Source organism: Collinsella sp. CLA-ER-H5 (assembly GCF_040092375.1).
GTDB lineage: Bacteria > Actinomycetota > Coriobacteriia > Coriobacteriales > Coriobacteriaceae > Collinsella.
Genome location: NZ_JBBNLR010000002.1, coordinates 65,957 through 87,716, shown reverse-complemented (window position 1 = coordinate 87,716; position 21,760 = coordinate 65,957). Strand labels below are relative to the sequence as shown.

General features: G+C 60.6%; 18 protein-coding genes. 9 read left to right on the top strand and 9 right to left on the bottom strand.

The window, feature by feature from the left end; genetic code table 11:
- Positions 1–93: 93 nt before the first annotated feature.
- The 7 genes from AAAX31_RS01570 to AAAX31_RS01540 form a co-directional block, all read right to left on the bottom strand.
- Positions 94–2,118, bottom strand: coding sequence for a 5'-nucleotidase C-terminal domain-containing protein (locus tag AAAX31_RS01570; protein WP_349075968.1), 2,025 nt, complete (start codon positions 2,116–2,118; stop codon positions 94–96).
- A 158-nt stretch (positions 2,119–2,276) separates the two neighbouring features.
- Complete coding sequence (locus tag AAAX31_RS01565; RefSeq protein ID WP_022093887.1) at positions 2,277–3,071, bottom strand: ABC transporter ATP-binding protein; 795 nt, start codon at positions 3,069–3,071, stop codon at positions 2,277–2,279.
- On the bottom strand, positions 3,064–3,987 hold the full coding sequence (locus tag AAAX31_RS01560; protein ID WP_006234992.1) for an ABC transporter permease: 924 nt from the start codon (positions 3,985–3,987) through the stop codon (positions 3,064–3,066). The genes AAAX31_RS01565 and AAAX31_RS01560 overlap by 8 nt, the downstream gene beginning before the upstream one ends.
- 203 nt (positions 3,988–4,190) lie before the next feature.
- Entirely contained in the window at positions 4,191–5,171 is a 981-nt protein-coding gene (locus tag AAAX31_RS01555) for an ABC transporter substrate-binding protein (RefSeq protein WP_022093885.1), read from the bottom strand.
- 160 nt (positions 5,172–5,331) lie between these two features.
- Entirely contained in the window at positions 5,332–6,117 is a 786-nt protein-coding gene (locus AAAX31_RS01550; RefSeq protein ID WP_349075966.1) for a hypothetical protein, read from the bottom strand.
- Positions 6,118–6,375: 258 nt separating this feature from the next.
- Positions 6,376–7,779 (bottom strand): asparagine--tRNA ligase, encoded by a 1,404-nt coding sequence (gene asnS / locus AAAX31_RS01545; protein ID WP_349075965.1) that lies wholly within the window; start codon positions 7,777–7,779, stop codon positions 6,376–6,378.
- A 181-nt stretch (positions 7,780–7,960) separates the two neighbouring features.
- Complete coding sequence (locus AAAX31_RS01540) at positions 7,961–8,524, bottom strand: PTS glucose transporter subunit IIA (RefSeq protein ID WP_271748400.1); 564 nt, start codon at positions 8,522–8,524, stop codon at positions 7,961–7,963.
- A 243-nt stretch (positions 8,525–8,767) separates the two neighbouring features.
- Here AAAX31_RS01540 and AAAX31_RS01535 point away from each other — a divergent pair, with 243 nt between their 5' ends.
- Entirely contained in the window at positions 8,768–9,670 is a 903-nt protein-coding gene (locus tag AAAX31_RS01535; protein ID WP_349075963.1) for an alpha/beta hydrolase, read from the top strand.
- A 210-nt stretch (positions 9,671–9,880) separates the two neighbouring features.
- Here AAAX31_RS01535 and AAAX31_RS01530 read toward each other — a convergent pair whose 3' ends face one another.
- Positions 9,881–10,510, bottom strand: coding sequence for a GntR family transcriptional regulator (locus AAAX31_RS01530; protein WP_349075961.1), 630 nt, complete (start codon positions 10,508–10,510; stop codon positions 9,881–9,883).
- Between the two features lie 275 nt (positions 10,511–10,785).
- Here AAAX31_RS01530 and AAAX31_RS01525 point away from each other — a divergent pair, with 275 nt between their 5' ends.
- The 7 genes from AAAX31_RS01525 (at position 10,786) to AAAX31_RS01495 (ending at position 19,814) form a co-directional block, all read left to right on the top strand.
- A complete protein-coding gene (locus tag AAAX31_RS01525; RefSeq protein ID WP_349075958.1) occupies positions 10,786–11,562 on the top strand; it encodes an arginine deiminase family protein in 777 nt (258 codons plus the stop codon).
- A gap of 109 nt (positions 11,563–11,671) precedes the next feature.
- Positions 11,672–13,135 (top strand): basic amino acid/polyamine antiporter, encoded by a 1,464-nt coding sequence (locus AAAX31_RS01520; RefSeq protein ID WP_349075956.1) that lies wholly within the window; start codon positions 11,672–11,674, stop codon positions 13,133–13,135.
- Positions 13,136–13,597: 462 nt separating this feature from the next.
- Positions 13,598–13,918 carry a hypothetical protein gene (locus tag AAAX31_RS01515; RefSeq protein ID WP_349075953.1) on the top strand — a complete coding sequence of 107 codons (321 nt, stop codon included), beginning with the start codon at positions 13,598–13,600 and terminating at the stop codon, positions 13,916–13,918.
- Positions 13,919–14,039: 121 nt separating this feature from the next.
- Positions 14,040–16,400 carry a ferrous iron transport protein B gene (feoB, locus tag AAAX31_RS01510; protein WP_349075951.1) on the top strand — a complete coding sequence of 787 codons (2,361 nt, stop codon included), beginning with the start codon at positions 14,040–14,042 and terminating at the stop codon, positions 16,398–16,400.
- Positions 16,401–16,521: 121 nt separating this feature from the next.
- Positions 16,522–17,718, top strand: a complete 1,197-nt coding sequence (locus AAAX31_RS01505) for an MFS transporter (RefSeq protein WP_349075949.1) — start codon at positions 16,522–16,524, stop codon at positions 17,716–17,718.
- Between the two features lie 152 nt (positions 17,719–17,870).
- Positions 17,871–19,247: an alpha-amylase family glycosyl hydrolase gene (locus tag AAAX31_RS01500; RefSeq protein ID WP_349075947.1), complete on the top strand. Its 1,377-nt coding sequence runs from the start codon at positions 17,871–17,873 to the stop codon at positions 19,245–19,247.
- Between the two features lie 3 nt (positions 19,248–19,250).
- Positions 19,251–19,814 carry a DNA-deoxyinosine glycosylase gene (locus AAAX31_RS01495; RefSeq protein WP_349075946.1) on the top strand — a complete coding sequence of 188 codons (564 nt, stop codon included), beginning with the start codon at positions 19,251–19,253 and terminating at the stop codon, positions 19,812–19,814.
- Between the two features lies 1 nt (position 19,815).
- On the opposite strand, the gene AAAX31_RS01490 is transcribed toward AAAX31_RS01495, so the two are convergent.
- Positions 19,816–20,487, bottom strand: coding sequence for a hypothetical protein (locus tag AAAX31_RS01490; protein ID WP_349075943.1), 672 nt, complete (start codon positions 20,485–20,487; stop codon positions 19,816–19,818).
- Positions 20,488–20,580: 93 nt separating this feature from the next.
- Here AAAX31_RS01490 and AAAX31_RS01485 point away from each other — a divergent pair, with 93 nt between their 5' ends.
- Positions 20,581–21,717 (top strand): aminotransferase class I/II-fold pyridoxal phosphate-dependent enzyme, encoded by a 1,137-nt coding sequence (locus tag AAAX31_RS01485; protein WP_349075941.1) that lies wholly within the window; start codon positions 20,581–20,583, stop codon positions 21,715–21,717.
- Positions 21,718–21,760 lie beyond the last annotated feature (43 nt).

The following is a 21,760-nucleotide window of genomic DNA, read 5'->3' as shown; positions in this document are numbered from 1 at the left end:
CGTCCAAGATTTGGGACGCAGTTCAAATTCGGACGGGCTTCTGTGCTCGATATAAGGTTTACGCGGCGGGGCTGTAAGGCCCGGCGGTGTAGCTTAGCGTCGACGCTTCCAGATAATGCCGAGCATGATGACGATGATGCCGCCGATAAGGCACGCGCCAACTACTGCCAGCGTGCGGTCTCCCGTTGCGGCAAGCTTACCGGTCGTCTTCTTGGTGATGACCTTCGTGGTCGCCGTGTCCGTCTTAGACGAGGGCTTAGGCGCCGGGGCCGGTGAGGGCGTGGGGTCCACGGCTGCGGAGCCGAAGCCGATGGTGCCGGCGAGCCCGGCCATCTTGCTCTCCCAGCCGTTCTGCCCGATCAGCGCCCTTAGCGCTGACTCGCAGGTACCCCACTCGGTGTGCTTAGTGGCGTTTGCGAAGGTGGGGAAGTCGGTCGTGTTGGTGATGATGTAGTTGTTGGTGGCGACGGTATAGGTCTTGGTGGGATCGAGCGTGCTGCCGTCTTTGGTGAGTGTGGCACTCACAATGCGCTTGCCTTCGGGCTGCGTCCAATCAATCGTCACGTTGATGCCGCCAAAGGAGAGAACGCTGCCAGAGTCATCGCGCCACTTGTACTTGTCTTGCGCCTCCTGCTCGGTGTGACCGGCCGCCACATAAGCCTGCTGAAGCTCGTAGCTGTCGTTGCAATCGTCGCTGATTTGTAGCGAGTGCTCGAGCGCTGCGAGGAAGTCCGCGCCGGTCATGGTCCAGGTCTCCACGGTGTTGCCGTAGGGCGAGATGGCGATGACGTTGCCGGCGGTCACGTTGCCCGCCGCGATGCCGCCGCGGATGCCGCCAGCGTTTTCGATAGCGAAGTCCGCGCCCGTCAGGGCAAGATAGGAGCCGCAAATCACGTGGCCGATGGTCTGGGCCTTGGTGGTGTCGCCCTCCTTGCTGGGGCGGAAATCGGTGGTGCGCACCATTTCCCAACCATGCGTGCCTGCGGCGTCCTCGCCGTAGAAATAGTTGGTGGTGGATGTGCCGAGCACCTTGTTCGATTCGTTTTCAAAGTCCTCGTCGAGCGGCTTGATCTTGTTGCGGACGGCTTCAAGGCGGCTTTGGTAGTCGGAGCCCTTGTCGGGGTCTGCCAAAAGGTCGTTGACGTTCTTGGCGGTGTAGAGCTTCTCATCGCTGCCGTCTGCAGGGACCGTGACCGTGTCATCGTCGGTGCTTTCGGTGCCCTTGGTGTCGTACTCGTAGGGGACGGAAAGCAGCCCCACCTCGGCAAAGGCGCTGCCTGCCTCGACAACGTGGATCGTCTTGCCGTCGGCTCCCGTCACCTTCTCGTTAAGGTTGATGTGCTCGTGGCCTGCGATAAGGGCATCGACGCCACGGAGCCGCGTGGCAAAGGTCTTGGCGTCGAGCGTGTGCGCGATACACACAACAACATCGCAGCCCTCCCTGCGCAGCTGCTCTGCCTCGGTATTGATGGCGTTCGCGGCACTCGAGAAGCTGGTGCCCGCGACCAGGTCCGCGCGCAGCGAGGAACCTAGCGACTCATCCATGGCACCCACGACGCCGACCTTGATTTTGTAGTCGAATGTGGAGTGATCTTCGCTATCCTCCCAGGTGCGATCGAGCGTCTTCGTGATGCTCGAGCTCCATACGCCGCTCGTAGACTTTGCGTTCGCGCAGAGCATGACGAAGGGCGTGCCGGTGGTGCTGTAGCCGGTCATGGTGCGGAGCTTGTCCGCGCCGTAGCTCCAGTCGTGGTTGCCCGGCGTGGTCGCGTCGTAGCCGTCTACATAGAAGGTGTCCATGAGCTCGGCGATGCTCTTGCCCTCGCTCATGGTGGCGAAGGACTGCCCGTGGAAGGTGTCGCCCGCATCGAGCAAAAGATCGGGGGCGCTGTTTTGGGCGCTATAGAGAACCGCCAGCCCATCAAAGCCCACAGTGCCGGTGCCCTTGCTTGCGTTGTAGCTGTACTTGTAGCTGCCGTGGATGTCGTTGGTGTGCATGACGGCCACGGAGCCGTCAATAGCGGCGGGCAGGTTCTCCGCGAAAGCGAGGCTCGGGATGCCTGCGAGCGCGCCGGCAAACAACGCGGTGGCTAACGCAAGGCGGGGGAGTCTTTTCATGGCAGTTTCCTTAGTCCTTAGCCAGAATGTCTGGTTGAATATCGGATTATCGACATAATATGCGAAAACCGCCGCAAGGGCGCCTGTCCCTTTGCGGCGGTTTTGACGTTTGCGCAGATAAAACCTACCAAAATAAACCTGTCCCTTTTTGGCAGGTTTTAGCTCAGCAGCATGCGGTCGTTGGCGAGCTCGCCGCCCGAGACCTCCTCGAACTTCTGCAGCAGGTCGGCTACGGTGAGCGACTTCTTCTCATCGCCCGCCACGTCGTAGATCACGTGGCCTTCGTGCATCATGATCAGACGGTTGCCCAGACGGATGGCGTCGTTCATGTTGTGCGTGACCATGAGCGTGGTCAGGTGGTTCTCGTCGACGATCTCCTCGGTCAGGTTAAGCACCTTAGAGGCCGTCTTGGGGTCGAGGGCCGCGGTGTGCTCGTCGAGCAGCAGCAGGCGCGGCTTGGTGAGCGTGGCCATCAGCAGGGTGAGTGCCTGGCGCTGGCCGCCCGAGAGCAGGCCGACCTTGGCGTTGAGACGCGTGTCCAGACCAAGATCCAGGCGCTTGAGCAGCTCAACGTACTCATCTTTCTCGGCCTTGGTGACGCCCCACGAAAGGCCGCGACGCTGGCCGCGACGCTTGGCGAGGGCCAGGTTCTCGGCGATCTGCATGTCGGCAGCGGTACCGCGCATGGGGTCCTGAAACACGCGGCCCAGGTACTTGGCGCGCTGCGACTCGCTCAGGCGCGAGATGTCGGTGCCGTCGAGCTCAATAACGCCCGAATCGAGCGGGTACACGCCGGCGATCATGTTGAGCAGCGTGGACTTGCCGGCGCCGTTGCCGCCGATCACGGTTACAAAGTCGCCGTCATTCAGGGTGAGGTCGACGCCGGTGAGCGCGCGCTTCTCGGTGACGGTGCCCTTGTTAAAGGTCTTCTTGACGTGCGAGAGCTTAAGCATCTGCCTCATCCCCCTTCGTGTAGGAGCTGCGGAGCTTATAGCGCTCCCAAACCACGGGCACGCACAGGGCCACAGCGACAATTACGGCGGAGAGCAGCTTCATGTCGTTGGCGTCCATGCCCAACTGCAGCACGATGGCGCGGATAAGGAAGTACACCACGGAGCCAAAGACGGCGGAGGCAAGACGGACGCTAAACTGCGTGAGGCCGCCGGGCAGCAGACGGCCGAGCACCTCACCGATAACAATGGCGGCAAGACCGATAACGATGGCACCGGTGCCCATACCAATGTCGGCATACTTTTGGCTCTGGCAGATGAGCGCGCCCGAAAGGCCGATGAGGGCGTTGGAGAGCACGAGGGCGATCATCTTGGTGGAGTTGGTGTTGACGCCCAGAGCGCGGATCATGTACTCGTTGTTGCCGGTGGCGCGCAGCGCCGAGCCGATCTCGGTGCCAAAGAACCAATACAGGATGGCAACGATAGCCACGGCGAGCAGGATGCCCAAGATGATGGCAACGGTGGACTGCGGCAGACCGGTCATATTGCTGACGGCCGAGAACACGGTGCCCTTGGCAAGAATTGGCGTATTGGACTTGCCCATGATGCGCAGGTTGATGGACCACAGGCTGATCTGGGTGAGGATTCCGGCGAGGATCGCGGGAATCTCGAAGACGGTGGTCAAAATGCCCGTGACGGCACCCGCGATGGCGCCGGCGCACATACCGGCCAGCACGGCGAGCAGCGGGTCGACGTTGTTATTGACGATGAGCACAGCGCAGACGCAGCCGCCGAGGGCAAAGCTGCCGTCGCAGGTCATATCGGGAATGTCGAGCAGGCGGAACGTGATAAACACGCCAAGCACCATAATGCCCCAGAGGACGCCCTGCGAAACGGCGCCCTGCAATGCAATGAGCATGCTTCATACCTCCTAGGATAGGGTGGACACGTGATTCACCATAATAGCGGTAACAATGCATAGAAGAGCTGCGGACAGACGTTTTGTTTTACCTGAAACAAGCAGGGCGGACGCCGGTCTACAGCGCCCGCCCCTGTGGCTCAGATATTGAATAACGCAGCTAAAGCGCGAGCACGGGCTCTAGACGCATGCCGCGTATAGCATTACGCGTCCAGAGCGGAAAGGTCGATGCCCAGGGCCTCGGCCATTTCGTCGTTCTTGACGACGACCAGGTCCTTGCTCGAGAGGTGCTTGATCGGCATATCCTCGGGCTTGGCCTCGCCCTTCAGAATCTTGACGGCCATCTCGCCCGCGGCGTAGCCCAGATCCTCGTAATTGATGGAGAGGGTGAACAGGCCGCCGGCCATGCACATGCCCTCCTCGCCAGTCACGAAGGGAAGCTTGTTCTCCTTGCAGATCTGGCCCACCTGCGAGGCGCCCGCGGCGATGGTGTTGTCGGTGGGGGAGTACAGCGCGTCGACCTTGCCCACGGCAGACTCGACGACGGACTGAATCTCGTTGGAGCTCGAGACGGTGAAATCGGTGTACTCGAGGCCCAGCTTGTCGAGCTCCTTCTTGGCGGCCTTGATCTGGACGTCGGAGTTGGACTCGGCGGTGCAGTAGAGCAGGCCGACCTTTTTAACGTCGGGCAGGACCTTCTGCATCATCTCGAGCTGCTCGGCGACCGGGGTGAGGTCGGAAGCGCCCGTGACGTTGGTGCCGGGCTTGTCGTTGTCCTGGACCAGGCCGGAGGCGGCGTAGTCGGTGATGGCGCAGCCCACGATGGGGATATCGGCCGTGGCGCCGGCGGCAGCCTGCGCGGCGGGCGTGGCGATGGCATAAATCAGGTTGACGTTGTCGCCCACAAACTTGTCGGCAATGGACTTACACGTGGACTGGTCGTTCTGGGCGTTCTTCTGGTCGATCTTGACCTTAAGGCCGCTCTCCTTGATGGCCTTGACAAAGCCGTCGTTGGCGGCATCGAGTGCGGAGTGCTCGGTGAGCTGCAGAACGCCGATGGTGTAGTCGGAACCGGCGGCAGCAGAGCCGGAACCAGAGTTGCCGCCGCACCCGGCGAGCGGGGCGAGCGCGAGCAGGCCGGCGGAGACCAGAAGGCTCCTGCGGCTGATGGTGATGTCCTTCATATCATTACCCCCAGTATAAAAATGGCTGGAAACACTGCACTGGGACAAAGTGCAAGTGGAACTATAGTAGCGCTGATGTCCATTTTTACAACAGCCTGGCGGGTTTTTTAATACAGAATCGGATGGGCGGTGCGGGTAGTCGAATGGGCGGCGGAGGGTCTTATGCGGCGGCGGAGGCGTCGTCCTCGTCTAGGGCGGCGAAGAGCTTCTTGCCGTCGAGGAGACGTGTGGTGACGTTTCTCATTCGGCCAATCTCTACGGTACGCAACGTGTCATCGGCGCCTCGGGCGTCGTAGACCGTTCCCAGCAGATACGAGATGCCATCGCGCTGCCTGATGGCAAAGGGACGCAGCGTCATCCGTGCTGCTTCGGTTTCGCCACGCGTCGTAACGCTCGAAATATCAAAACTCACCGTGGTTCCGTGGTCGATGGCCTGCTCGACGAGCTCGCACGTGTCGATGCGCTTGATGGGCGTGCGTGTTGCCTTGGTAGCCTTGCTGCCTGCGCTCGGAACGGGTTCGGGTGTATCGAGGTAGCCGCGAACGTCGGCACTCGCCATGGCAACTAAGTGCTGCGCCATGCTCTTGCGGATAGCGATAGGCGTGGAGCGGTTGCGCATGACCATACCGTGGAGCCGGATGATCTCTTCATCGGTGAGCGGGCGGGTAAGAAGTTTGTAGCCCACGCCGCGTTTGTACTCAATTTCGTATCCGGCATGGCGAAGCGCGGAGATGGCGGTGTAGATGCTGCGCCGCGCCGCCGAGATGGGCATGCGGGCGGGGTCGTCGGGATGGGCGAGGCGCCGGATCAGCTCATCGGAAAGCATGGCCTTGTCTTCGCCGGTGTTTTCGCTCAAGAGCTGCAGGATACGAACGGCGCGATAGGCTGCCATCGAGGCGGCGCCTCTAGTCGTGGTGTCGTAGGTTTCAACAGCGGCTTCGGTCATGGTGCCCACGTCCTTTCCGTTTTGGGTGGCGACGGTATGGAGCCTAAGACGCGGGGCTTTCCCAGGGGCGCAGGGCGCTCTGGGCGGTCGGTAGTCGTCGGCAAACGGCGGGTCGAGTTTTCAACAGCCCTGCTCAACTGACCAAAAACTTGCCAAAAGCTTGACGGATGCTGTTGAAAAAAGCGTCTCTCGACCGATGTCGAGAGACGCTTGTGCGATGAGCGTTGGCGTGTGGCGACGCGAGCTAGCGTTCGACAATTAGAAGTCGGCGTTGCCCACGGTGCGCGGGTGCGGCAGGACGTCGCGGATGTTGCCCACGCCGGTCAGATACATGACCAAGCGCTCGAAGCCCAGACCGTAGCCGGCGTGCTTGCAGGAACCGTAGCGGCGCAGGTCAAGGTAGTACTTGTACTGCTCGGGATTCATGCCCAGGTCCTTGATGCGGGCCTCGAGCAGATCCAGGCGCTCCTCGCGCTGGGAGCCGCCGATAATCTCGCCGATACCCGGCACCAGGCAGTCGGCGGCGGCGACGGTCTTGCCGTCCTCGTTCATGCGCATGTAGAACGCCTTGATCTCGGCCGGGTAGTCGGTTACGAAGGTCGGGCGCTTAAAGTGCTCCTCGGTCAGGAAACGCTCGTGCTCGGTTTGCAGGTCGATGCCCCAGCTCACGGGATAGCCAAACTTGTGACCGGCGGCGACGGCCTGCTCCAGGATTTCGACGGCCTCGGTATAGGTGACGCGGGCAAAGTCGGAGTTTGCCACGTGGTCCAGACGCTCGAGCAGACCCTTGTCCACAAACTTGTTGAGCATATTGAGCTCGTCGGGGCAGGTGGCCATAACGTCCTTAAGGACGTACTTGAGCATGGCCTCGGCGTTATCCATGTAGTCGTTAAGGTCGGCAAAGGCCATCTCGGGCTCGATCATCCAAAACTCGGCGGCGTGGCGCGTGGTGTTGGAGTTTTCGGCGCGGAAGGTGGGGCCAAAGGTGTACACGTCGCCAAAGGCCATGGCAAAGTTCTCGGCATTGAGCTGGCCGGACACGGTAAGGCTCGCGTGCTTGCCAAAGAAGTCCTGGCTCCAGTCGACCTCGCCGGACTCGGTGAGGGGCGGATTTTTGGGGTCGAGCGTGGTCACGCGGAACATCTCGCCGGCGCCCTCGCAGTCACTCGTGGTGATGATGGGGGTGTTGACGTAGACAAAGCCCTGCTCCTGGAAGAAGCGGTGGATGGCGGCAGCCGCGACAGAACGGATGCGGAACACGGCGCGGAACAGGTTGGTGCGCGGGCGCAGGTGCTGCTGGGTGCGCAGGAACTCGACGGTTGCGCGCTTCTTCTGCAGCGGGTAATCCGGGGCGCTGACGCCCTCGACCTCAATGGAGGTGGCAGAAAGCTCGAAAGGCTGGGGCGCATCGGGGGTCAGCTTGACGGTGCCGGTGCAAATGAGTGCGGCCGAGACGTTTTGATGGGCGATCTCGTCGTAGTTGTCGAGTGCCTCGCGGTTCATGACGACCTGCAGGTCGCGGAAGCAGCTGCCGTCGTTGAGCGTAACAAAGCCAAAGTTCTTCATGTCGCGGATGGACTTGACCCAGCCGGCGACGGTGACGGTCTGGCCGCCAAGCGACTCGGCATCGGCGTAAAGCTGCGCGATTTTGGTGCGGTTCACGTATCCTCCCATAACGGTTGAATGATAGTTATCCATACAGTTCGATATTTTAGCAGCTCGGCTCATTTGGGCTATACGGATAAGGCATTGGCGGGATGGTTTTTCAAACGAAAAGCGCCTGCGGCCAAATGGTCGCGGGCGCTTGACGAGGTGCCTTTTGGCTGTGTGGCGCGGGGCCTGGCTACTTGGTCTTGGCTACCAGCAGCGGGTCGCCCAGCTTGACGAGCGGGTTGCCGCCGATAAGCGTACCGGACTCGCCGACATGGTCGATGCTCTTAAGGCGATCGAGCTCGGAGACGATGACGGTCACGATGTCCTCGTGACCGGCGGCCTTGATGGCCTCGCGGTCGAAGCTGATGAGCGGCTGGCCTGCCTTGACCTCATCGCCCATCTCGACAAAGCGGGCAAAACCCTTGCCGTTCATTTCCACGGTGCCCAGACCAACATGGATGAACACGCGAAGGCCGTCCTCGGTGATCATGCCGATGGAGTGGTTGGTGACGGTGGTGGCGCCGATGCGGCCGTTGGCGGGCGCATAGATGGTGCCGGTAATGGGCTCGATGCCGTAGCCCTGACCGAGCATACCCGAGGCGATGGTCTCGTCGGGAACCTCATCCAGGTTGACGAGCACGCCGTTGACGGGGGCGTAGATGACGCCTTCGCGGGTGGCGAAGCTTGCCGCGGGCGGAACGGATGCCTCGCCCGCCGAGGTGAAGGTGGACTTAAGCGAATCGAGCAGACCCATAGTTGCCTCCAACTTAAATAGGCGCATATCGCGCGCTTGGTTTGCCGGAAACGTTTCATATGTGTTTCGCGGCTTGGTCAACGCCCTTATTTTACGCTGCTCAACGATACCTCTGAACTGGGATTATGTGATATATCAGTTGAAGGGAAACTTATTGCTGGAGTATTTCTTCGCCACGGGCTCAAGTGGGGTACGCTTAGACGCGAAAAACAAGGGCGCATAATTTGCGCGAAGGGAGCACATATGATTGTCGAGAGCCATGCGCTGTGGGGCGAGGAGCCGACCGAGGAGTATCCGGCGACGTTTACGTATTTGGGTGCCGAGCCGCTGCCCGATAAGCCGAATGGCCGCCGCCCTGCTGTGATTATCTGCGGCGGAGGTGCGTTTACACATATCGCTCCGCACGAGCAGGATCCCGTGGCGTTTGCGTTTTTGGATCACGGTTACCAGGCCTTTGTGCTCAACTATGTGACGAGCGCCACGGGCGACGTGAGTTTTCCGCACCCGCAGGCGGACCTTGCCAAGATGGTTGCTACCGTGCGCGCCAACGCCGACGAGTGGCATGTCGATCTCAAGCGCGTGTGCGTCGTGGGCTTCTCGGCGGGCGGCATGATTTGCGCTTCGCTGGCAACGCAGTGGAAGACTGGTCCCTTCGCTGCACTTGCCGGGGCTCGTCCGGAGGATATTCGTCCCGACGCCGTGGTGCTGGGCTATCCGTTGCTCGACCTTGCCTATGTGCGTGATATGCAGACGCGCGACCCGCGCATCGACCTGCGCGTGCCCAAGACGGGTGGCAAGACGGGGCGCGATTTGCTCAACGACTATCTGTCGATGGTGACGGGCGGCGAGGCGACCGATGAGCACCTGGCCGACATTTGCCCTACCACGCACGTTTCGCGCCAGATGCCCCCGACCTTTGTGTGGGGCGTGTCCGACGACAAGACGGCGCCGATCGCGCAGGTCTATCCGTTTGCGCAGCGCATGGCCGAGGAGGGCGTTGCATGCGAGATGCACGTCTTTGACCAGGGTGGCCACGGCCTTTCGCTCGGCAACGCCAACACTGCGGTCGACAATGAGGACAAGCAAGTGGCGGTCCGTCCCTGGATTCGCCTAGCCTTCCGCTTCCTGGAGCGCCACGGGTTTTAGTTACGGCGTTTTGCCAAACGCCGTAACCGCATGACGCTGCAAGCCCGCCAGAGCGGCAATCTGCCTTTCAACTTCGGCGGCATGACCAGAAGGTCAATGCCGCCTCGTTTCAAGGCACCTTGCTCGCTTTGGCGGGTTTTCGCTTTCGGTGCCAAAACATCGACATTGCCCTGGCCGCCAAGGGTTGGGCCGGCACCGATTGTTATATTTCTACCAAACGGTGAACTGGGCGTTCTCCGTGTTCCAATGGACATCGCGAACGTAGTCTCGCACGCCCGCTGCATCTCGCGCTTCGAAGAGCTCAAGAATGTGGGCATGTTCGGTATTGGCTATACCCAGCAGTTTGCACGCCGTCTCCTGATCGACGGTCTCGTAATCGCGTTTGATAAAGCAACGCTCGAGTTGCGAAATCATGTCGCGCAGACGGTCGTTGCCGCAGCGGTTGAAGTACGTAAGGTGAAAGTCCCGCTGAATGTCGTCGTACTTTCGGATAAGACCGCCTTGGATCGCGAGGTCCATGGATCCAACCAAGAACTTTAGCTGCATGATGTCCTCTTCGGTCAGGAGGGGGCAGGCAAGGTATGCCGCCTGCCCGTCGAGCGGCCCCATAATCTCAAAGACTTCGACGGCGTTTTGCTGATCGAATCCACGGACGCGGAACCCGCGGCGGGGGAGGTTGTCCAGATAGCCGTCGCTTGCCAGCTGGATGAGCGCCTCGCGAACCGGCGTGCGCGATACGCCCATGGCATCGCAGATCGCTTGCTCGCTCACACGGTCGCCGGCCGAAAGCTCGCCGGCGTCTATGCGACTCGAAATATAGTCGTATACATGATCCTTCAAGGGTCTTCTGAGTGTTTCCATGAGCTTATATACCTTAACTGTATATTTTCAAATTTAAATACGTTTGGTTTGAATAGGCTAATTGGATTATAGAACGACCAGCTAAATCGCGCCACCTGACCCTAGGAAGCAAAAATACGTTCACCGAGAAATATCTACCGTTCAGGATTGTATACAATATACAAAACAGTAAAGACACCATAAGATAAAGCCATCGAAAGGAAGGCGGGCGCAAGGAAGTCCGCTCTTCGCTAAGAGATCCAAGGAGGATCATCATGACCAAGTTCAGTCACGTCATCATCCGTCGTCCCGGCAAGTCCCTGAGCAATGGCATCACGAGCGCCCCCGAGCTTGGTCAGCCCATCTACGAGCGCGCTATCGAGGAGCACTACGATTACGAGCACGCGCTCGAGCAGTGCGGCGTTGACGTGTCAGTGCTGCCGGCGTTGGAGCAGTATCCCGATAGCTGCTTCGTCGAGGATCCGGCCGTTATTACTCGCTGCGGCGCCATCATTACCAACCCCGGTGCCGACAGCCGCAACGGCGAGAAGGACGAGATCGAGCCGGTCGTCCGTCGCTTCTTTGACGACGAGCATGTGAAGCACATTGTTTCTCCCGGCACGCTCGACGGTGGCGACGTCATGATGGTCGGCGACCATTTCTACGTCGGTCGCTCTGCCCGCACCAACGAAGAGGGCATCCGCCAGTTCTGCGAGATTCTCGAGGGCTGGGGCCTCGAGGGTTCCGAGGTTCCGCTGGAGGAGGTCCTGCACCTCAAGACGGGCGTCAACTACATCGAGGACAACAACATGCTCGTCTCCGGTGAGTTCATCGATAAGTCCGATTTTGCCCAGTACAACAAGATCGTCGTGCCCGAGGATGAGGCCTATGGCGCCAACTGCATATGGGTCAACGGTACGGTTATCGTTGCCGAGGGCTATCCGACCGTGCTCAAGGCCGTGCAGGATCTGGGCTACAAGACGCTCGTTGTCGACACCTCCGAGTATCGCAAGGTCGACGGTGGCCTCTCTTGCCTGTCGCTGCGCTTCTAACGCGATGGCTGTAACAGTCTGATGATCGCTTGACCGATGGCCCGGCACCCGATTCGGGACGTCCGGGCCATCTTTCGTTCGATCACATGATGAAGGGGGTACACATACAATGGCCTCTAAAGCTCAAAACGACGAGATTATCGACCCTAATGGCCTCGATCTCTTTCGTCTGACCATGATGGTCATTACCGCCAGTATTTGTGGCGGCATCTTTTCGCTTGCCGGCGATATGGCAGCAGGCGGGGCAAATACCGGTGCGGTTATCGTCTCGTGGGGAATTTGCTTCATTGGCGTCTTTGCGCTGATGATGGTGTTCAACGGTTTGTCTCAGGCCCGTCCCGACCTGACCGGCGGCATCTATGCATACGCTGCGGCTGGTTTTGGCGACTACATTGGATTCAACTCCGCCTGGGGCTACTGGATCAGCGCATGTCTTTCCAACGTGAGCTTCGCGCTCTTGCTGTTTAGCGCGCTGGGCTATTTCTTCCCTGCGTTTGGCGCGGGTAACAACCTGCTTTCCATCGTCTGCGCCAGCGTGTTTTTGTGGTTCCTTACCGCCCTTGTGCTTCGTGGCGTTAAGGAGGCTGCGGGCATTAACACGATCGTCACGTTGGCGAAGCTGGTGCCGCTGGGGCTCTTTGTGCTGAGCATCGTGCTCCTGGGTAAGTTCAACGTCGATATCTTTATGGACAACTTCTGGGGAGAGCCGGCTGGTCCTGGCTTTGGCGAGCAGGTTGTCTCGACCATGATCGCCCTTGTCTGGGTCTTCACGGGCATCGAGGGCGCTGTCGTTATCTCGGGCCGTGCTAAGTTCGTGCGTGACGTCGGCCGCTCGACGGCGCTTGGATTTGCGGCTGTATTCACGCTGTATCTGATTATCTCGCTGCTGTCGCTCGGCATTATGCCGCGCGCGGAGATGGCGCAGCTCGCAACGCCCTCCATGGCGGGAATTCTTGAGCGCGCAATCGGTCCGGTTGGCGCTGCCATCGTAAACCTTGGCGTTATCCTCTCGCTGGTCGGCGCAATGCTGGGTTACGTCATCATTGCATCCGAGACGCCGTTTGAGGCGGCGCGCCAGGGTTCCTTCCCGCTGGCGTTTGCCAAGACGAATAAGCATGATGCCCCGGTGGTGACGATTCTCGTGAGCTCCGGAATCACGCAGCTCTTCTTGATCGTGTCGTATGTGGCGGCGAGCACCTACCAGTTCTTCTATAGCTGCGCGGTCAATACGATCCTAGTTCCATACGTGTGCTCGGCTGCCTATTACATGGTGATTGGTTGGAAGAAGGAGCATCTGGACGGACCGCATGCGCCAAGCGTCGGCAAGGCGCGCTTCTTCGGTACGCTCGGCTTCATCTACACATTGTTCCTTGTGTGGTCGACGGGGCTCCAGGGCGTCATGATCACGACGATCCTATTTGCCCCGGCCATTCCCGTCTACATTGTGGGCGAGCGCGGGCGCGGCAAGCAGGTGCTTCCGCATCTGCACGACAAGCTGATCGCAGCGGTGGTCATTGTCGTGGCGGTCATCTCGCTGTATCTGCACTTTGCCGGCATTGCGCCGATTGTCTAAGACTATGGCGAGCTTCGTTGCTTGGTAAGCCGGCGGGCATCGCGTGTCGGTGCTGCTTGGCACTCCATAACTGATGTGGGTCTCTATAACGTGCCTTTGGGAGCGCCCACCAAGCCCGCGCAGGTGACATTTGTTGCCAGCGCGGGCTTTTGCAGTTGCGGTGAAATAGTTCCTGTTTTTGCTGGTTAAAGCATCAAACAGGAACTATTCCACCGCAACTTGTTTTGATTCGCTGGGGGACGGAGGAAGCGACGATCCGGAATCCACCTGCACGGTCGTCGCTCCGCATCCCGTCCGTTGGCGCAAATGGTGTCAAATGTAATCTGTCCCCCTTGCACGCTTGTTCCCCTTGCAGCAATCTGTTGATTGAACGTCATTGCGTGCTCGCGGTTTCTGGGCAAGCCGTCTCGCAGCAAAGTAGACTAGATTGCCATTTCAAAAAGCCTGCTCAGAGGAGGAGCCATGCTTGAGGGTACGTATGTGGTTTCGGCCCGGACGCCGGTGGGGAGTAAACGCGGCGAGGTGGCGTTTTCACATGGGGTGAACGGCGCGCTCAGGGCAGTACTAAACGTCAGGGGTCTCAATATCGCTCTCTCGAGTGCCCGCGCTGAGGGCGATTTCTTTGAGCTCTCGGGTACTATCTCCCACGTCTTGATGGGCAAGGCGCCCTTTACATGCACGGGGTCGGTCGAGGGTGATCGACTCACCGCTACCGCGCGGTCGGGTTCCGTTTCGATCTCACTGAGCGGTATGCGCAAAGAGCTTTCGGGGCGCACCGCATAAAGTTTGCGCAGGTAAACATCGGTATTTGACTTTATAAAATAGTTCAGAGCGCTATCATTTGTCGTTACGAGTTGGTTAGCCCCGGTAAACGGTTAACCGCGTCTAACGAAAGGATGAGCGTGTGAAGCTCGATACACTCGAGATTGGAAAGGACGCCGTTGTCGCATCGGTGACATCCGACGATCAGGCGCTCCGACAGCATATTTTGGACATGGGCCTCACACCGGGTACCGAAGTCACCATGATGAAGTACGCCCCCATGGGCGACCCGCTCGAGATTCGCCTGCGTGGCTACGAGTTGACGCTGCGCAAGGACGATGCCGCTCGCATCGAGCTCGTGGGCGTTCACGACACCGATATGGGTCCGCGCGCCAACGCTGCAATCGGCACGACGGAGCATCCGGCACTCGGCGAGGGGACGTACTCGCCCCGCGCCGCGAAGACGGCCGTGCCCGAGGGCGCACCGCTGCATTTTGCCCTCGCCGGCAACCAGAACTGCGGCAAGACCACGCTGTTCAACCAGCTGACGGGCTCCAACCAGCACGTCGGTAACTTTCCCGGCGTGACGGTCGACCGCAAGGACGGCACCATCCGTAACCATCCCGAGGCAAGCGTTACCGACCTGCCCGGCATCTATTCGCTGTCTCCGTACACGGGCGAAGAGATCGTCAGTCGCCAATTTATCCTGGACGAAAACCCCGATGCCATCATCGACATTATCGACGCCACCAACATCGAACGTAACCTGTACCTGACACTGCAGCTCATGGAGCTCGACCGCCCCATGGTCATCGCGCTCAACATGATGGACGAGGTGACCGCCAACGGTGGCGCCGTAGACGTCAACCTGCTCGAGAGCCTGTTGGGCGTGCCTGTTGTCCCCATTAGCGCTGCCCGCAACGAGGGTATCGGCGAGCTGGTGGATCATGCCTTGCACGTGGCACGGTTCCGCGAGCGCCCCGGCCGCCTGGACTTCTGCGCGCCCGATGGTCCAGACGGCGGCGCGCTGCATCGCTGCATTCACGGCATCGCCAACCTTATCGAGGACCATGCCGCGACGGCGCATATCCCGGTGCGTTTTGCGGCGACCAAGCTGGTTGAGGGCGACGAGCTGGTGACCGAGGCGCTTCATCTGGACCGTAACGAACTTGACGCCATCGAGCACATCATTGCCCAGATGGAGGGTGAGGCCGGTACCGACCGTCTATCTGCACTGGCTGACATGCGCTTCGGCTTTATCGGCGACGTGTGTGGGCGCTGCGTCGTCAAGCCGCACGAGAGCCGCGAGCACGTGCGTTCCGTCAAGATCGACCGCATCCTGACGGGTCGCTACACGGCCATTCCAGCGTTCCTGGTGATCATGGGTCTCGTCTTTTGGCTGACGTTTGGCGTGATCGGCGCGGCGCTGCAGGGACTTATGGAGGACGGCATCGCTGCCATCATCGCCTCGGCCGATGCGGGCCTCAAGGCGTTCGGCACCAACGACGTGGTGCGCTCGCTGGCTGTCGACGGCGTGCTTACGGGCGTGGGCAGCGTGCTGACCTTCCTGCCGATTATCGTCGTGCTCTTTTTGTTCCTCTCCATTCTGGAAGACTCCGGCTACATGGCGCGCGTGGCCTTTGTCATGGATAAAGTGCTGCGTCGCTTTGGCCTGTCGGGCCGCAGCTTCGTGCCTATGCTCGTCGGTTTTGGCTGCACCGTGCCGGCTATCATGTCGACCCGTACGCTCCCATCCGAGCACGACCGCAAGATGACGGTCATGCTCACGCCGTTCATGAGCTGTTCGGCCAAGTTGCCGGTCTACGGTCTGCTGTGCGGGGCATTCTTCCCGCAGGCGACAGTTCCCGCCATGGTCTCGCTCTATCTGATTGGTATCGTGGTCGGCTGCATTGCCGCCCTGGTGCTCAACCGCACGGCATTTAAGGGCGACCCGGTGCCGTTTATCATGGAGCTTCCCAATTACCGCCTGCCGAGCGTCAAGACGACGGTGATGCTGGCATGGGATAAGGCCAAGGACTTTATTACCAAGGCCTTTACCATTATCTTTGCCGCCACCGTGGTCATCTGGTTCCTCCAGACGTTCGATATCCGCTTTAATGTGGTCGCCGATCAGTCGCAGAGTCTGCTTGCCGGTCTGGGTAGCATCATCGCGCCGGTGTTGGCCCCACTCGGTTTTGGCGACTGGCGTGCGTCGACGGCGCTCGTCACCGGACTCATTGCCAAGGAGAGCGTCATCTCGACGCTCACGGTGCTTTTGGGCGCAACGTCGCCCGCGGCGCTGTCGACCATGTTTTCGCCGTTTACCGCCTACGTGTTCCTGGTCTTTACGCTGCTGTACCCGCCCTGCGTAGCGGCAATCGGCGCCGTCAAGAGCGAGTTGGGCGCGCGCTATGCCGTGGCCGTGTTCGCGTTTCAGGTGACGGTCGCCTGGATCGTGGCGTTTGTCGTGCATTCGGCGGGCATATTGCTGGGGCTGGCTTAGTTATTTATTGATGGCGCAACCTCTGTGTATTGAGTTGATTACGGCCCCGCATCTGTTGCTGACGGATGCGGGACCGTTGCTATATAATCGCCTCCGCTCAAAATGATTGGAGACGTTATATATGAGTCAGGCAAGACAAGATGGCATCTCACTCAGGCAGTGGCTCCCGCTTATCGGGCTCGCCTGCTGCGCATTCGTGTTCAACACGTCGGAGTTCATGCCCATCGGCCTTCTGACCGATATCGCCGCGTCGTTCTCGCTCACCGAGGCCCAGGCAGGCATCATGATTTCGGTCTACGCCTGGGGCGTCATGTTGCTGTCGTTGCCGCTTATGGTGTTTGCCTCGCGCTTCGAGTTCAAGCGTATGCTGCTCGGCGTGCTTGCCGTGTTCTCGCTGGGTCAGTTCCTGTCCGCCGTGGCGCCTACCTATCCTATTTTGGTTTGCGCGCGTCTGGTGGTCGCCTGCGCGCATGCCGTGTTCTGGTCGGTCGCCTCAATCATGGCCTCGCGCCTGGTTGACAGTCGCCACGGGGCGCTCGCCATTAGCATGATCGCCACGGGCTCGTCCATCGCGCAGATCTTTGGCCTGCCGATCGGCCGCGCCATCGGGCTGGCCGTGGGCTGGCGTATGACGTTTGCCGTGGTCGGAGCTTTTTCTGCCGTCGCGGTCGTCTACCAGGCCGCGGTGTTCCCGGCCATGCCGGTGGGCGAGCGCTTTACCGTTAAGCAGCTGCCCGAGCTGCTCAAGAATCCGTTCCTCATCGCGCTTTATGCGGTCACGGTCTTTATGGCGACCGGCTACTACGCGGGTTACAGCTATATCGAGCCCTTCCTGGCGCAGGTCGCCCATGTCGACGCAAGCGCCATCACCATGACGCTGACGGCGTTTGGCTGCTCCGGTCTGCTCGGAAGCTGGCTGTTCGGCCGACTGTTCGATGGCCATCGCTTTCCGTTCTTGGCTATCACACTCTCCGGCGTGCCTGTGGCTCTGCTGCTCATGGGTCCGGTTGCACCGTCGCTCGTCGCCGTTCTCGCTGTTTGCGCGCTATGGGGCTGCTGCTCCACGGCCTTTAACGTGGCGTTTCAGGCCGAGCTCATCAAGTACACGCCGGCGGATTCGTCGGCCGTCGCCATGTCGATCTTCTCGGGCCTGTTTAACCTCGGCATCGGCACGGGCACCGCGATCGGCGGCGCCGTGGTTTCGGGTCCCGGTATCTCCTGGATTGGCTTCGCGGGCGGGGCGATTACCGTCGTGGGCGTCATCCTCGCCATCACCGTACTGTTCCCGGCCATACGCCGCGCCAAGCCCGTCGCCTAATCACGTTCCCTCATCAGTTGCGGTGAAATACGGACTGTTTGCCCGGTTTATTGGCCCCAACAGTTCCTATTCCACCGCAGCTTATTTTGGGGGAGAGGATACAAGCCGGCATACAATGGATGTCGTTGTGTTGAGCTTACCGGGAGGTTGCTATGTGGGCATACGAGACGACGTTCTACCAGATCTATCCGCTGGGCTTTTGTGGAGCTCCGCGCGAAAACGCCGCGCCCGTTGCCGAAGATGAGCTCGCCCAGGCTGCCAACGCTGCGCCCAACCCCGATGCGCCCATCATGAAGATCGCCCAATGGGCCGACTACCTGCAAGAGCTCGGCATCGGTGCTGTGCTCATTAACCCGCCGCTCGAATCCGACAGCCATGGCTACGACACGCGCAGCCTGCGCCATATCGACCGTCGCCTGGGTGGGGATGCCGATTTTGCCGCCGTGTGCGAGACGCTGCGCGCCCATGGCATCCGCGTGGTGCTCGATGCGGTCTTCAACCATGTGGGCCGTGGCTTTTGGGCCTTCCGCGATGTGCAGGAGCGCAAGTGGGACTCGCCCTACAAGGATTGGTTCCACATTAGCTTTGACGGCGACTCCTGCTATGGCGATGGCTTTTGGTACGAGGGCTGGGAAGGCCATTTTGAGCTCGTGAAGCTCAACCTGCAAAACCCCGCCGTGGTCGATTACCTGCTCGAGTCCGTGCGCCGTTGGGCCGACGTCTTTGGCGTCGACGGCCTGCGCCTGGACGTTGCCTATATGCTCGACCGCGACTTTATGCGCCGCCTGCACGCCTTTGCCCGTGAGCTCAAGCCCGACTTTGTGCTGATCGGCGAGACGCTCCACGGCGACTACAACCAGATCGTCAACGACGAGATGCTCGACTCCTGCACCAACTACGAGTGCTACAAGGGCCTGTACTCCAGCTTTAACTCGGTCAATATGTTCGAGATCGCGCACTCGCTGCACCGCCAGTTTGGCGGTGACCCGTGGTGCATTTATCGCGGCAAGCATCTGCTGTCGTTTGTCGACAACCACGATGTGCCGCGCCTGGCGAGCATCCTTACCGACAAGTCCTGTCTGCGCCCCGCTTATGGCATGCTCTTTGGCATGCCGGGCATTCCGTGCGTCTACTATGGCAGCGAGTGGGGGATTCCTGGCGAAAAGGGCGGCCCCGATGGTGACTGGGCGCTGCGACCTGCGCTCGATGAGCCTGCGCCCAACGAGCTGACGGCCTTCATCAAGCAGCTCGCGCACCTGCGCTCGGCAGACGACGCGGCGGCCCGTGCCCTCAACTATGGTGCCTATCGCAACGTGGTGATTCAGAACAAGCAGCTGCTGTTCGTGCGCGCCTGCGACGACGCGACGGTGCTCGTGGCGGTCAATGCCGTGGGCGAGCCTTACACCTTTGGCACCGGCGAGCTCAATGGGTCCTTTGTCGACCTGCTGGCCGACGGCGTGCCCACGGTCGAGCTGGCGGGCTCCCTTGAGCTTGCGCCCTACGAGGTGCGCTATCTGCTGAGGGCCTAGCCCATGCCTGTGTCTGACGAGGGCTATCAGCATATTGAGCATGGGTTTGAGCCCGTGTTCGACCGGCACTCGCGCGTTTTGGTGCTGGGGTCGTTTCCCTCGGTGCTCTCGCGTGCCAATGCCTTCTACTATGGCAATCCGCAGAACCGCTTTTGGCGTGTGATGGCCGCGTGCCTTGGTGCGCCCGTGCCGCCCAACGAGGGAGACTCTTTGGCGAGCGGCGAGCCCGCGACGCTCGCCGCCTCGATTGCTGCCAAGCGGGCTATGCTGCTCAACGGCGGTGTGGCCCTGTGGGACGTGATCGAGAGCTGCGACATTAAGGGCTCGAGTGACGCTAGCATCAAAAACGTTGTGCCGGCACATATTGAACGCATTGTGGATGCCACGCCGATCGAGATCGTTGTTTGCAACGGCGGCACGGCCGGACGGCTCTACAAACGCTATCTACAAGAGCGGACGGGGCTACCCGCCATCGTGCTGCCGTCGACGAGTCCTGCCAACGCGGCGTGGCGTTTGGAGCGGCTTGTCGAGCGTTGGAGTGAAGCCGTTGACTGGGCAGCTCATTAATTTAGATTATTGATTGAGTGCGGGCGCCGAGGTGTTTCAGAACGCCTCGCCAGATCGGCACGGGCACGGCTGGCTCGGCGCAAGCCATGCCGTCGGCGTCGACGTCCTCGGCATTACCACCACCAAGTCGCTGCGCATGCTCAACCGAACAGCCCATACGAACGGCGCCTACGAGCTTGTCCATCGCTTCCGAAAACGGTCGCCGCAAGAGTCCCATGCGCGGTGAGTGACGAAGCGCCGCGAAGCCGCTGCCGGTACAGGCGACAACGCCGCCGCACCATGACAGCCCACGAAGGTCGCACGCCGCTCGCAGACGCACGACGAGCCCGTGTGCTCGCTCCAGGCCGCCGATGTCGGCCTGGACAACAACGTAGGCACGCGTCCCTGCGCCGCCAAAGCGGTCGAGCACCTGCTCAATGGGCGCCATCGCTTCATCATTGGGTGCATCTTCAACGGCGAACACAATGCCATCGGCGGTACCGGCAACGCTGCCGGCATCATCCGCCTCCAAATCGACCGGGTGGGGGAGCACAGTGCCGGAAATCTGTGCATAGGCGGCGATGGCATCCTGCAGGTCCCAGAGCAAAAACTCAAGATCGGCGCTCTTGGGAATACTGATATACGCAATGGTTTGCAGCGTTTTTGGTACATCGCCGCGTGCGGTCGTCTCCATGCCGCCTCCTTTCCGGTTGGTTTCCGTTTAGGTTACACCGTCCGGCGGCGTCCCGCCGCGCTATCCTAGTGCAACCCTTACGAAAGGAACGTCATGCGTCTGCCCATGAACACCTCGCTTGCCACGCTTAAGCCCTCCGGTATCCGCCGGATCAACGCGCTCGCCGCCCAGCATCCGGGGTGCATCGCGCTCGCGCTCGGTGAGCCCGATTTTCCCACGCCCGATGTGATTAGCGCCGAGGTGACTGCTTCGTTGGACCGCGGCGACACGCACTATCCGCCCAACAACGGTCGCCCCGCCCTGCGTGAGGCGTTATCTGCCTACATGGGGGACGCGGGCCTTATGTTTTCGGCCGACGAGGTCATCCTGACCGACGGCGCGACCGAGGCCCTGTCGGCAACATTCATGGCTATGCTCAACCCCGGCGACGAGGTCATTATTCCCACGCCGGCCTTTGGCCTGTACGAGAGCATCGTCGTGGCCAATCACGCCAAAGCGGTCTTTTTGGATACGGAGCCTGCGCAATTTCAGATTGACGAGGATGCGCTTCGCGCCTGTGTGACCCCGGCGACCAAGGCCATCGTTATCTGCTCGCCCAACAATCCCACGGGCTGCATTCTCAACGCGGCATCGCTCGACGCCGTGGCGCGCGTAGCGGAGCAGTCGGGCATCTACGTGGTCTGCGACGACGTGTACAACCGTTTGGTCTATGTGGATGGTTACGAGCGTTTTGCCCAGCGACACCCGGAGCTGCGCGAGCAGACGGTGATCATCGAGAGCTTCTCCAAGCCCTGGGCCATGACCGGCTGGCGCCTGGGCTGGCTCGCAGCAGCGGCACCCGTCATCGCCGAGATCGCAAAAGCTCACCAATACCTAGTATCGAGCGCCGTCTCCTTCGAGATGGACGCCGCAGCTCGAGCCCTGACCGTCGACCCAACCCCCATGCTCAAAGTCTACCGAGCCCGCCGCGAACGCGTACTCGCAGCCTTATACGCCATGGGCCTCGACGTAGTAGAGCCCGCAGGAGCCTTCTATACCTTCCCGAGCATCAAACAATTCGGCCTGACAAGCGAAGACTTCTGCATCAAAGCCATCAAAGAGGCCAACGTAGCCCTAGTCCCGGGCGACTGCTTCGGCACCGAAGGCCACGTCCGCCTCAGCTATTGCGTTTCCGATAAAGACCTGGACGAAGGCCTCCGCCGCCTGTCCACCTTCCTTTCAACCCTGTAGCCCAACGGGACCCAACCCATCAGCCCACCGACCTAAGGGTTAT

Excerpts from the sequence above, each read along its gene's own strand:
- AAAX31_RS01570 (WP_349075968.1), bottom strand. The coding sequence starts at position 2,118 with ATGAAAAGACTCCCCCGCCTTGCGTTAGCCACCGCGTTGTTTGCCGGC.
- AAAX31_RS01565 (WP_022093887.1), bottom strand. The coding sequence starts at position 3,071 with ATGCTTAAGCTCTCGCACGTCAAGAAGACCTTTAACAAGGGCACCGTC.
- AAAX31_RS01560 (WP_006234992.1), bottom strand. The coding sequence starts at position 3,987 with ATGCTCATTGCATTGCAGGGCGCCGTTTCGCAGGGCGTCCTCTGGGGC.
- AAAX31_RS01555 (WP_022093885.1), bottom strand. The coding sequence starts at position 5,171 with ATGAAGGACATCACCATCAGCCGCAGGAGCCTTCTGGTCTCCGCCGGC.
- AAAX31_RS01550 (WP_349075966.1), bottom strand. The coding sequence starts at position 6,117 with ATGACCGAAGCCGCTGTTGAAACCTACGACACCACGACTAGAGGCGCC.
- AAAX31_RS01540 (WP_271748400.1), bottom strand. The coding sequence starts at position 8,524 with ATGGGTCTGCTCGATTCGCTTAAGTCCACCTTCACCTCGGCGGGCGAG.
- AAAX31_RS01535 (WP_349075963.1), top strand. The coding sequence starts at position 8,768 with ATGATTGTCGAGAGCCATGCGCTGTGGGGCGAGGAGCCGACCGAGGAG.
- AAAX31_RS01525 (WP_349075958.1), top strand. The coding sequence starts at position 10,786 with ATGACCAAGTTCAGTCACGTCATCATCCGTCGTCCCGGCAAGTCCCTG.
- AAAX31_RS01520 (WP_349075956.1), top strand. The coding sequence starts at position 11,672 with ATGGCCTCTAAAGCTCAAAACGACGAGATTATCGACCCTAATGGCCTC.
- AAAX31_RS01515 (WP_349075953.1), top strand. The coding sequence starts at position 13,598 with ATGCTTGAGGGTACGTATGTGGTTTCGGCCCGGACGCCGGTGGGGAGT.
- AAAX31_RS01505 (WP_349075949.1), top strand. The coding sequence starts at position 16,522 with ATGAGTCAGGCAAGACAAGATGGCATCTCACTCAGGCAGTGGCTCCCG.
- AAAX31_RS01500 (WP_349075947.1), top strand. The coding sequence starts at position 17,871 with ATGTGGGCATACGAGACGACGTTCTACCAGATCTATCCGCTGGGCTTT.
- AAAX31_RS01495 (WP_349075946.1), top strand. The coding sequence starts at position 19,251 with ATGCCTGTGTCTGACGAGGGCTATCAGCATATTGAGCATGGGTTTGAG.
- AAAX31_RS01490 (WP_349075943.1), bottom strand. The coding sequence starts at position 20,487 with ATGGAGACGACCGCACGCGGCGATGTACCAAAAACGCTGCAAACCATT.
- AAAX31_RS01485 (WP_349075941.1), top strand. The coding sequence starts at position 20,581 with ATGCGTCTGCCCATGAACACCTCGCTTGCCACGCTTAAGCCCTCCGGT.